9 protein-coding genes are annotated in these 11,254 nt (G+C 57.5%); 6 read left to right on the top strand and 3 right to left on the bottom strand.

Annotation, left to right across the window (positions count from 1 at the left end):
* Nucleotides 1-81: 81 nt before the first annotated feature.
* Both yfbR and AAC083_RS11300 read right to left on the bottom strand, forming a co-directional pair.
* On the bottom strand, nucleotides 82-672 hold the full coding sequence (gene yfbR, locus AAC083_RS11305; RefSeq protein ID WP_042037410.1) for a 5'-deoxynucleotidase: 591 nt from the start codon (nucleotides 670-672) through the stop codon (nucleotides 82-84).
* A gap of 94 nt (nucleotides 673-766) precedes the next feature.
* On the bottom strand, nucleotides 767-1,201 hold the full coding sequence (locus AAC083_RS11300) for a YccF domain-containing protein (protein ID WP_042037411.1): 435 nt from the start codon (nucleotides 1,199-1,201) through the stop codon (nucleotides 767-769).
* 427 nt (nucleotides 1,202-1,628) lie between these two features.
* Between AAC083_RS11300 and tig the strand changes: the two genes are divergently transcribed.
* The 6 genes from tig (at nucleotide 1,629) to ppiD (ending at nucleotide 10,069) form a co-directional block, all read left to right on the top strand.
* Nucleotides 1,629-2,939, top strand: coding sequence for a trigger factor (tig, locus tag AAC083_RS11295; RefSeq protein ID WP_108536639.1), 1,311 nt, complete (start codon nucleotides 1,629-1,631; stop codon nucleotides 2,937-2,939).
* An 86-nt stretch (nucleotides 2,940-3,025) separates the two neighbouring features.
* Nucleotides 3,026-3,649, top strand: coding sequence for an ATP-dependent Clp endopeptidase proteolytic subunit ClpP (gene clpP, locus AAC083_RS11290; RefSeq protein ID WP_181364722.1), 624 nt, complete (start codon nucleotides 3,026-3,028; stop codon nucleotides 3,647-3,649).
* A gap of 70 nt (nucleotides 3,650-3,719) precedes the next feature.
* A complete protein-coding gene (gene clpX, locus AAC083_RS11285) occupies nucleotides 3,720-4,994 on the top strand; it encodes an ATP-dependent protease ATP-binding subunit ClpX (protein ID WP_042037414.1) in 1,275 nt (424 codons plus the stop codon).
* Nucleotides 4,995-5,135: 141 nt separating this feature from the next.
* Nucleotides 5,136-7,490: an endopeptidase La gene (gene lon / locus AAC083_RS11280; RefSeq protein WP_042037415.1), complete on the top strand. Its 2,355-nt coding sequence runs from the start codon at nucleotides 5,136-5,138 to the stop codon at nucleotides 7,488-7,490.
* A 240-nt stretch (nucleotides 7,491-7,730) separates the two neighbouring features.
* Nucleotides 7,731-8,003 (top strand): nucleoid-associated protein HU-beta, encoded by a 273-nt coding sequence (hupB, locus tag AAC083_RS11275; RefSeq protein ID WP_005315375.1) that lies wholly within the window; start codon nucleotides 7,731-7,733, stop codon nucleotides 8,001-8,003.
* A gap of 152 nt (nucleotides 8,004-8,155) precedes the next feature.
* A complete protein-coding gene (gene ppiD, locus AAC083_RS11270) occupies nucleotides 8,156-10,069 on the top strand; it encodes a peptidylprolyl isomerase (RefSeq protein WP_181364721.1) in 1,914 nt (637 codons plus the stop codon).
* 202 nt (nucleotides 10,070-10,271) lie between these two features.
* On the opposite strand, the gene AAC083_RS23040 is transcribed toward ppiD, so the two are convergent.
* A partial coding sequence (locus AAC083_RS23040) for an ATP-binding cassette domain-containing protein (protein ID WP_258224663.1) occupies nucleotides 10,272-11,254 on the bottom strand: 983 nt, incomplete at its 5' end.

Raw genomic sequence — 11,254 nt, 5'->3', positions numbered from 1 at the left:
CATCTGAGCCGCCGATAAAGAACGAAGGGCCCGCCGGTGCAAACCGGCGGGCCCTTCTGTTTTCAGGTCGTGTGGCGTGGCTTAGTGCGCGTTCAGCTCATCGAGCGGCAGCGAGAAGCTGGCCACGAAGACGTCGATGAAGTAGCGCATCTGCGGGCTCATCCGTGCTTCCAGCATCCCCTCCAGCCGTTTGCGGGCCGGTTCGAACTCCCGGTTGCCGACGCTTAACTCCTCCAGACACTTGGTGTAGGCGCAGAGGGTATCGGCATCCTTCACCAGTCGGGCCAGTTCGGCATCCTGCGCGCCCGAGTCCAGCAGGGGGCGAAAATCCTCCATCAGCTCCGGTGGCAGCATAGCGAGCAAACGCTGCTCGGCGGCCAGCTCTATCTTCTTGTACTCCCGGGCAATTTCGGGATTGAAGTACTTGACCGGGGTTGGCAAATCGCCGGTCAGCACCTCGCTGCTGTCGTGATAGAGCGCCATCACAGCGGCGCGATCGGCGTCCACATTGCCACCGAACAGTCGATTGTGGATGAGCCCAAGGGCGTGGGCCACCATGGCCACTTGCAGGCTATGCTCGGCGATGTTTTCGGGTTGTATGTTGCGCATCAGTGGCCAGCGATAGATGAGTCTCATGCGGGCGAGATTGGCGAAAAAGTGGCTGGGAAGCATGGCTGGCCTCGGGCGGTAGTAATGAAAAAGGGCAGACCCTAGTCTGCCCTTTTTTTGCGGCGCAGGCAGCTTGCCTGTGCGATTTTCGTGGTACTCAGCGAATGTAGCGACCGGATTCGGCTTCGTGATTGGTCACCACCATCTGACCAATGGGGGCAAGGGCGATCAGCGCCAGCTTGAGGTGCTGGATACCAAACGGAATACCTATGATGGTCACGAAGCAGGCCAGCGCCGAGGCGATGTGGCCGATGGCCAGCCAGATCCCGAGCACCAGGAACCAGAGGATGTTGCCGATCAACCCCAGGGTGCCTGTGCCTATGTCACTCTGCCCTGTCATGCTCTTGCGGCTCACCGCCTGCTTGCCAAACGGGAAGAAGGTGAAGGTGCCGATGACGAAGCAGGCACGACCCCAGGGGATCCCGATCAGCGAGACAAAGCAGAGCAGAGCTGCCAGCCACCAGGCCAGCCCCATGAAGACGCCCCCCAGTAGAAACCAGAGCAGGTTAAACAAGAAGCGGAAAAAGGCCATGTTGGTCACTCCAGACTCATAAATTTGGTTGTCACCATAGCGAGCAGCAGCCATGGACGCAATGGTTGATGTGATGGGGTGGACAATTTGGGTCGCAGTCCACGAACGGGGCGGCTTTTTCACGGGAAATGAGCTGAAAAAGTAGGCCTTTGCGCGAAAAAAGGTGAGCAAGTGCAAATTCTTGTGTATCGCGCGCTTGAAGTCGGGCCAGGGCTTCCCCATATAAGAGTCAGATTTGCGCGAATTGTGCCTTCGGCCCCTCGTTGGGGGATGTGTGGCTCGACTCGACCAAAGTGCGCCGCTATAATGCCGCGTCATCTTTTCTCATCACAAAGACAGTCGTTGTCTTTATAAACAGGAAGACTCCGGGCTTTGCCCAGGGGCAATAAGGGTCAGCACACAGTGCTGAGTTGAACGAGGTAAAAGAATGCAAGTTTCTGTAGAGACAACCCAGGGTCTGGAACGCCGTCTTACCATCACTGTACCGGCTGCTACCGTTGACGCTGCCGTGCGCAAAGAATTGAATGGCCTGGCCAAAACCCGTCGCGTCGACGGTTTCCGTCCTGGCAAGGCGCCGGTTACCATCATCAAGAAGATGTTCGGTGCCATGGCTCACGCTCGCGTTGCTGATGAAATGATGCAGAGCAACTTCATCAAGGCCATCATCGAAAACAAATTGAGCCCCGTCGGTGCCCCGACCATGGACCCGAAAGAGATCCGGGAAGGTCAGGACTTCGTCTTCAGCGCCACTTTCGAAGTGTACCCCGAGTTTGAAGTGGCTGGCCTCGAGACCATCAAGGTCGAGAAGCCGGTTGCGACTGTCAAGGATGCCGATCTGGCCAACATGATCGACACCCTGCGCAAGCAGCACGCCACCTGGGCTGATGTTGATGCCGCCACTGCCGATGGCATGCGTGTGACCATGGACTTCATCGGTTCCATCGATGGTGAAGAGTTCGACGGCGGCAAAGCCGAAGGCTTCAACCTGGTACTGGGTGCCGGCCGCATGATCCCGGGCTTCGAAGACGCCATCATGGGCAAGAAAGCAGGCGACGAGTTCACCATCGACGTGACCTTCCCGGCTGACTACCACGCTGAAAACCTGAAAGGCAAGGCGGCCAAGTTCGCTGCCAAGCTTAATAAGGTTGAAGAGCAGATCCTGCCTGAGCTGACCGAAGAGTTCGTCAAGCGTTTCGGCATCGAGAGCGGTAACGTTGAAGAGCTGAAAGCCGAAGTGCGCAAGAACATGGAGCGCGAACTGGCTCAAGCCCTGAAAAACAGCGTGAAAGAGCAAGTGCTGAACGGCCTGGTTGAAGTCAACCAGATCGATCTGCCGAAGGCTGCCGTTGCGCAGGAAGTTGACGCCCTGCGTCAGCAGGCCCTGCAGCGTTTCGGTGGTTTCCAGGGCGGCAACGCACCTGAGCTGCCGGCCGAGTTGTTCCAGGCCCAGGCCGAGCGTCGTGTTCGCGTAGGTCTGCTGCTGGGCGACGTGATCCGTACCAATGAGATCAAGGCTGACGATGCCCGCGTGACCAGCATCATCGAGTCCATGGCCACTGCCTATGAAGATCCGAAGGAAGTGATCGAGTACTACCAGAAGAATGAGCAAATGCTGAATGGCGTGCGCAATCTGGCGGTTGAAGATCAAGCCATCGACCTGATCCTGTCCAAGGCGCAAGTGACCGAGAAAGAAGTTGCCTTTGACGAAGTGATCAATAAGTCCGGTGCCGCTGCCTAAGAACATTTGACTTAAGGTCAAGACTGTTAAGTATAATGGCTCGTGTGATCTCCACTCGGGCCATTTTATTTTAGGGACAATGCCTTATGTACAAGAACTATAACGATGTGACTGAATCCCCACGCAATGCGCTCATCCCCATGGTGGTAGAGCAAACTGCAAAAGGGGAGCGTTCCTACGACATCTATTCTCGTCTGTTGAAGGAGCGGGTGATCTTCCTGACCGGTCAGGTCGAGGATCATATGGCGAATCTGGTGGTAGCCCAGTTGCTGTTCCTGGAGTCAGAGAATCCTGATCAGGACATCAGCATCTACATCAACTCTCCGGGTGGTGCCGTCACGGCCGGCATGTCCATTTATGACACCATGCAGTTCATCAAGCCGGATGTCAGCACAGTTTGCATGGGGCAGGCCTGCTCCATGGGGGCCTTCCTGCTGGCCGGTGGTGCCAAGGGCAAGCGTTTCTGCCTGCCTAATGCCCGCGTGATGATCCATCAGCCGTTGGGCGGTTTCCAGGGCCAGGCATCTGATATCCAGATCCATGCCCAGGAGATCCTGAAGATCAAGAATACCCTGAACGAGCGTCTGGCCTTCCACACCGGGCAGGACATGGCCAACATAGAGCGTGATACCGACCGTGACAATTTCATGTCCGCCGATCAAGCCGTGGCTTATGGTCTGGTAGACGGTATCCTGAGCCAGCGCGGCTGAGCAGGGTGTCCCGGACTGTTGTAAACTCAACAGGACGATCCATCCTCTATTGATAAAACGAGGTTGCTGAATGACAGAAAAACGCAAGGGTGAGGGTGATAAGCTGCTCTACTGCTCTTTTTGCGGCAAAAGCCAGCATGAAGTGCGCAAGCTGATCGCTGGCCCTTCCGTCTACATATGTGATGAGTGTGTCGAGCTGTGCAACGACATCATCCGCGAAGAGATCCGCGAGATCTCTCCCAAGCGTGATGGTAGCGAGCTGCCGACCCCTCATGAAATCCGTGCTCACCTGGATGACTATGTGATCGGGCAGGAATATGCCAAGAAGGTGTTGGCCGTGGCCGTCTACAACCACTACAAGCGTCTGCGCAACAGCAGCGAAGCCGGTGGTGTGGAGTTGGGCAAGTCCAACATTCTGCTGATTGGCCCGACCGGTAGCGGCAAGACGCTGCTGGCCGAAACACTCGCTCGTCTGCTGGATGTGCCGTTTACCATGGCCGACGCCACCACTTTGACCGAAGCCGGTTATGTGGGCGAAGACGTGGAAAACATCATCCAGAAGCTGCTGCAAAAGTGTGACTACGACGTAGAGAAGGCCCAGCGTGGCATTGTCTACATTGATGAGATCGACAAGATCTCCCGCAAGTCAGACAACCCCTCGATTACCCGCGACGTGTCCGGGGAAGGTGTGCAGCAGGCCTTGCTCAAACTGATCGAAGGCACTATTGCTTCCGTCCCGCCGCAAGGTGGACGCAAGCACCCGCAGCAGGAGTTCTTGCAGGTTGACACCTCCAAGATCCTCTTCATCTGTGGTGGTGCCTTTGCCGGTCTGGACAAGGTCATTGAGCAGCGATCCGTCAAGGGCACCGGCATCGGTTTTGGCGCTGACGTCAAATCCAAGAATGCCAGAGCGACCCTGAGCGAAAACTTCGCCAAGGTGGAGCCGGAAGATCTGATCAAATACGGTCTGATCCCCGAGTTCATCGGTCGTCTGCCGGTGGTCGCGACCCTGACCGAGCTGGACGAGGCAGCCCTCATCCAGATCCTGAAAGAGCCGAAGAACGCGCTGACCAAGCAATATGCCGCGTTGTTTGATCTTGAAGGGGTGGAGCTGGAGTTCCGTGACGACGCCCTGAACGCCATCGCGCGCAAGGCGATGGAGCGGAAAACCGGTGCCCGTGGTCTGAGATCCATCGTGGAAGCCGTGTTGCTCGATACCATGTATGACCTGCCGTCCCTGGACGGTGTCAGCAAGGTGGTGATCGACGAGACGGTGATCAAAGGGGACTCCGCGCCCTTGATGATCTACGAAAATCCCGAGACCCAGGCCGCTGCATCAGAGTAACAGTCTGATTTTTAATCAAATGAAAGGGGCTTTTTGCCCCTTTCATGCTTTTTACGGTTTCGGCGATTGAATCTCATCTCTGCGCCCCCATATACTCAGCCAAGCGCTTTGCCAACGGTATAACAAGCCGAGAGGACATATATGAACCTAGAGCGTTCAGAACGCATCGAGATTCCCGTCCTGCCTCTTCGTGACGTGGTGGTTTACCCCCACATGGTCATTCCACTCTTTGTGGGGCGGGAAAAATCCATTCGCTGTCTGGAAGCGGCCATGGAGCAGGACAAAAAAGTTCTGCTGGTGGCCCAGAAGGATGCGTCAACCGATGAGCCAACGGTGGAGGAGATCTTCACCGTCGGGACTGTGGCCAATATTTTACAGATGCTCAAGCTGCCGGATGGCACCGTCAAGGTGCTGGTGGAGGGTGGCCAGCGTGCCCGTCTTGAGCGGATGATCGATGACAAGGACTTCTTCGTCGGTGAGGCGCAGTACATCGCCTCCACCGCTATCGACGAGAAGGACCAGGATGTGCTGGTACGCTCCGCCATCGGTCAGTTTGAAGGCTATATCAAGCTCAACAAGAAGATCCCGCCCGAGGTACTGACCTCGATTTCGGCGATCGACGATGCTGCACGTCTGGCCGATACCATGGCCGCACACATGCCGCTCAAGCTCGAAGACAAGCAGAAGGTGCTGGAAATCGCCTCTGTGTCCGAGCGTATCGAGTTTCTGATGGCGATGATGGAGTCGGAGATTGACCTGCTACAGGTCGAGAAACGCATCCGTACTCGCGTCAAGAAGCAGATGGAGAAGAGCCAGCGTGAGTATTACCTCAACGAGCAGATGAAGGCCATCCAGAAAGAGCTGGGTGAGCTGGAAGACAGCCCGGACGAGTTCGAAGCCCTCAATCGCAAGATTGAAGAGGCGGGGATGCCGGAGGAGGCCCGAGACAAGGCCCAGGCCGAGCTCTCCAAGCTGAAGATGATGTCCCCCATGTCTGCCGAAGCCACCGTAGTGCGCAGCTACGTGGACTGGATGGTGCAGGTGCCGTGGAAGGCGCGCTCCAAGGTCAAGAAAGACCTTGGCAAGGCGCAAGAGGTGCTGGACGCGGATCACTTTGGCCTGGAGAAGGTCAAGGATCGCATCCTCGAGTATCTGGCGGTGCAGGCGCGGGTGAACAAGCTCAAGGGGCCCATCCTCTGTCTGGTCGGGCCTCCCGGTGTGGGCAAGACCTCGCTGGGCCAGTCCATCGCCAAGGCGACCGGTCGCAAGTACGTGCGCATGGCGCTGGGTGGCGTGCGTGACGAGGCGGAGATCCGTGGTCACCGTCGTACCTATATCGGTTCCATGCCCGGCAAGCTCATCCAGAAGATGGCGAAGGTTGGCGTGAAGAACCCGCTGTTCCTGCTCGATGAAATCGACAAGATGAGTTCGGACATGCGCGGCGATCCCGCTTCCGCCTTGCTGGAAGTGCTGGATCCGGAACAGAACAACAGCTTCAACGATCATTACTTGGAAGTGGATTATGACCTGTCGGACGTGATGTTCGTGGCCACGTCCAACTCCATGAACATCCCGGGTCCGTTGCTGGACCGGATGGAAGTGATCCGCCTCTCCGGTTACACCGAAGATGAGAAGCTCAACATTGCCAAACAGCATCTGGTTGCCAAGCAGATCCAGCGCAACGGCCTGAAGGAGTCCGAGATCACCATCGAAGATTCTGCCCTGGTCGGGGTGATCCGCTACTACACCCGCGAGGCGGGGGTGCGGAATCTGGAGCGCGAGATCTCCAAGATTTGTCGTAAGGCGGTCAAGCGCATCCTGCTGGACAAGAGCATCAAGCATGTTCAGGTCAATCAGGCCAACCTCAAGGAGTTCCTCGGGGTGCAGCGTTTCGATTACGGCAAGGCTACCGATCAGAACCAGGTGGGTCAGGTATGTGGTCTGGCGTGGACCGAAGTGGGCGGCGATCTGCTCACCATCGAGACCACCAACATGCCGGGCAAGGGCAAGCTCACCTACACCGGCTCGCTCGGTGACGTGATGCAGGAGTCCATCCAGGCCGCAATGACGGTGGTGCGGGCCCGTGCCGAGAAGCTGCGCATCAATGCGGACTTCTACGAGAAGCGCGATATTCACGTGCACGTGCCGGAAGGGGCGACCCCGAAAGACGGTCCGAGCGCCGGTATCGCCATGTGTACCGCCCTGGTCTCCAGCTTGACCGGCAATCCGGTCCGTGCTGATGTGGCCATGACGGGGGAAATCACCTTGCGCGGCGAAGTCTTGCCCATCGGCGGTCTCAAAGAGAAGCTGCTGGCGGCGCATCGCGGTGGTATCAAGCGTGTGCTTATCCCGAAAGAGAACGAGCGTGATCTCGAAGAAATCCCGGACAACGTCAAACAAGACCTTGAAATCTATCCGGTTCGCTGGATTGACGAGGTGCTGGAACTGGCGTTGCAGGACAATCCGCAGGGGTTTGAGCGCGTTTCTGACGTGTAAATGTTGATGCGCCGCAAATTTGGCGCATTCGGGGGGTGGTTAAGGCTTGCATGCGCCGGGTAACGGCAGTAGCCTTGACCACCGTTCGGGGACTCATGGTGAGTCGCAATGCGTGACGTGGCGCGGGTTTGCGCTAGATTGTCACTTGCAACTGATCAGGAGGCTTGCTATAAAACCTCCACTTGTTGTGGCCAGGGAAATCGGCGCCGCAGCGATGTTCGATAAAAGGGGAATATAAGAGTGAATAAATCTCAACTGATTGACAAGATTGCAGACGGTGCTGATATCTCCAAAGCCGCTGCTGGCCGTGCGCTGGATGCTTTCATTGACGCCGTAGGTGAAGCACTGAAAGAGGGTGACCAGGTTGCTCTGGTGGGTTTCGGTACTTTCGCCGTGCGCGAGCGTGCTGCCCGTTCTGGCCGTAACCCGCAAACTGGCGCGACCATCGAAATCGCCGCTGGTAAAGTTCCTGCCTTCAAAGCCGGTAAGGCCCTGAAAGACGCGGTCAACTAAGTCCGGGCGCTGATATCACATCGGCCACCGTCCTTGGTCGCAGACCAGACAAGTGAGAGGGCTCTCCCTCATACTGATTGACCAAGGCGCATCGCAATCGGTGCGCCTTTTCATTATTTACGCCCATCGAGTTCGGGAGCATAAGTACACACATGATGTTGGATAAACTACGCGAAGGGGCGCAAGGCAAGGTAGCCAAGGTTATCTTGGGCCTGATCATCCTCTCCTTTGCCTTGGCCGGTGTAGGTAGCTACCTCAATGGCCCGGCACGTACCGCCCCCGCCACCGTCAACGGCAATGAGATCAGCTCGGCTGCGCTGGAAAATGCCTATCGTAACGAGCGGGCCCGCATGGAATCCCAAATGGGGGAGTCTTTCAGCCAGTTGGCCGCCAATCCCGCTTACATGAAGCAGTTCCGCCGCGGTGTGCTGGACCGACTGATCGATCAAGCCTTGTTTGACAGCAAGGCTCGCGAGCTGGGTCTGCGCGTCAGCGACGAGCAGATCAAGCAGGCCATTCTCGCCATGCCGGAGTTTGCCGAAGATGGCAAATTCAACAATGACCGCTACCTGCAGCTCATTCGTCGTGCCGGCATGACTCCCGAGATGTTCCGTGACTCCCTGCGCCAGGACATGGTGCGTCAGCAGCTGATGGGCGCCTTGCTGGGCTCCGAATTTGCACTCAAGGGTGAAGCCGAGCAGCTCGACCGGCTCTACAACCAGACCCGCGATCTGCGCCTGGTGCGTCTGGCTGCCGCCGCCTACCTGGGGGATGTTCAAGCCTCCGGTGAGGAAGTGGAGCAGTACTACAAGACCAACAACGCCCGTTTCATGAACGACGAGAAGGTCAAGGTCGACTATCTGTTGTTGGATGCCGCCACCCTCGGCAAGGATATCCAGGTCACCGAGCAGGATGCCCAGGATTACTACGATCAGCACCAGGACCTGTTCCAGCGTGCCGAGCGTCGCCGCGTGGCGCATATCCTGATCCCATTTGGCAAGGACGAGAATGCGGCCGAGCAGAAGGCTGACGCCTTGCTGACCCAGGCCCAGGGGGGGGATGATTTCGCTGCGCTGGCCAAGGCCAACTCTTCCGATACCTTCTCCGCCAAAAAAGGTGGCGAACTGGACTGGTTCGAGAAAGGGGTGATGGATCCTTCCTTCGAGAAGGCGGCTTTTGCCCTGAACAAGGCGGGCGATCTCTCCACCGTGGTGAAGAGCCCGTTCGGCTTCCACGTCATCAAACTGTTGGGGGTTGAAGCTGCCCAGACCAAGCCGTTTGCCGATGTGAAAGCAGACACCATCAGCCGTCTGCAAGCTGACAAGGCCAAGGAGCTGTTCTTTGCCGAGCAGCAAAAGATGGCTGACAGCAGCTTCGAGAACCCGGATTCGCTGGACTTTACCGCCGATACCATGGGGATGAAGGTACAATCTTCCGATTACTTCACCCAGGCGACGGCGCCGGCTCCGCTGAACGATCCCAAGGTTCTCTCCGTTGCCTTCTCCGAGCAGCTGCGCGATGACAACACCAACTCCGACGTGATCGAGCTGGCGGATGGCAAAGCCCTGGTCATGCACATCACCGGCCATCAACCGAGAGCGGCCAAACCGCTGGCGGAGATCAAGGAGCAGGTGATTGCTGCCATCAAGCACGACAAGGCCAGTGAAGTGGCCCGTGGCAAGGCGCAGGTTCTGCTGGACAAGCTGAAGGTCGGTGAGAACATTCAGGCCGATCTGACCGCACTGGGTCTGAAGGTGGAGACGCACAGCGGCGTTGTCCGCTTCACTCAGGACATGGATCAGAACCTGCTGGCGCAGGCGTTCCGTATGCCTCATCCGCAGGATGGCAAGCCGAGTGTCGAGCTGGTGACCGAAGCCAATGGCGATCGTGTTGTGGTGGCCCTGGACAAGGTCAACGTGACCAAGGAGCCATCCGAGATGGTCAGCCTGCTGCAAGGCCAGCTTGGCCAGGGCAGGGCCCAGGCGAGCTACCAATCGCTGATCGAAGAGTTGCGCAAAGCGGCCAAGATTGAGTACTTCACCGATGTGGAAGCCACCGTCGAATAAACCCGACCGGTTCTCATCCATTGAAAACGGCTCCGTGATGGGGCCGTTTTTTTTATCTGTTGGGGTGGCGCTGAGGTCGTTATGTTGGCTGCGTTGGCTATAGCGACCAAGATTGACCGTCAGCAGGGGACGATAGCCGACCATAAAAAAACCGGCAATCGCTTGCCGGTTGTTTCGATGGAGGCGCCTTGACAGGCGAAGCTTACACCACGCCCTGAGTGCGCAGGTAATCCTCGTAGGTACCGCCGAAGTCGCGGATGCCGCTCTCGGTCAGCTCCATGATGCGGGTCGCCAGGGACGACACGAACTCACGGTCGTGGGAGACGAAGATGAGGGTCCCTTGATACATCTCCAGCGCCAGGTTCAAGGATTCGATGGATTCCATGTCCAGGTGGTTGGTCGGCTCATCCATGATCAGGATGTTGGGACGCTGCATCATCAGCTTGCCGAACAGCATGCGACCCTGCTCGCCACCGGAGAGTACCTTGACCGGCTTCTTGATGTCGTCCTGGGTGAACAGCAGACGACCCAGCACGGAGCGTACCGCCTGCTCGTCTTCGTTGGCCTGTTTCCACTGGGCCATCCAGTCGAACACGTTGAGATCGGTGTCGAAATCGTCGGCGTGATCCTGGGCGTAGTAGCCGATCTGGGCGTTCTCAGACCACTTGATGGTGCCGCTGTCCGGTGCCAGCTCGCCCATGAGGGTCTTGATCAGGGTGGACTTACCGATGCCGTTGGTACCCAGAATGGCGACCTTCTCGCCCACTTCCAGCATCATGCTCAGGCCCTTGAACAGGGGCGCCTCACCATAGCCTTTGGCAACGCCTTCCACTTCCAGGATGTTGCGGTACAGCTTCTTCTCCTGCTCGAAGCGGATGAAGGGGTTCTGACGGCTGGAGACCTTCACTTCCTCAATCTTGATCTTGTCGATCTGCTTGAGGCGGGAGGTAGCCTGGCTGGATTTGGAGGCGTTGGCGCTGAAACGGGAGACGAAGGATTGCAGATCCGCGATCTGGGCCTTCTTCTTGGCGTTGTCAGAGAGCAGACGCTCGCGGGCCTGGGTGGCGGCGGTCATGTAGTCGTCGTAGTTGCCCGGGTAGACGCGCAGCTCGCCGTAGTCCAGATCCGCCATGTGGGTACAGACCGAGTTCAGGAAGTGGCGGTCGTGAGAGATGATGATCATGG

The organism is Aeromonas sp. HMWF014, from assembly GCF_963878295.1.
In the GTDB taxonomy this organism is placed as follows: Bacteria; Pseudomonadota; Gammaproteobacteria; order Enterobacterales; family Aeromonadaceae; genus Aeromonas; species Aeromonas popoffii.
The sequence above is the reverse complement of the archived record's forward strand: the minus strand, read 5'-3'. Positions and strand labels throughout refer to the sequence as shown.

Bases quoted from the DNA above. Each gene is read 5' to 3' on its own strand.
- clpX (WP_042037414.1), top strand. From the start codon at position 3,720: ATGACAGAAAAACGCAAGGGTGAGGGTGATAAGCTGCTCTACTGCTCT.
- yfbR (WP_042037410.1), bottom strand. From the start codon at position 672: ATGCTTCCCAGCCACTTTTTCGCCAATCTCGCCCGCATGAGACTCATC.
- clpP (WP_181364722.1), top strand. From the start codon at position 3,026: ATGTACAAGAACTATAACGATGTGACTGAATCCCCACGCAATGCGCTC.
- AAC083_RS11300 (WP_042037411.1), bottom strand. From the start codon at position 1,201: ATGGCCTTTTTCCGCTTCTTGTTTAACCTGCTCTGGTTTCTACTGGGG.
- lon (WP_042037415.1), top strand. From the start codon at position 5,136: ATGAACCTAGAGCGTTCAGAACGCATCGAGATTCCCGTCCTGCCTCTT.
- ppiD (WP_181364721.1), top strand. From the start codon at position 8,156: ATGATGTTGGATAAACTACGCGAAGGGGCGCAAGGCAAGGTAGCCAAG.
- tig (WP_108536639.1), top strand. From the start codon at position 1,629: ATGCAAGTTTCTGTAGAGACAACCCAGGGTCTGGAACGCCGTCTTACC.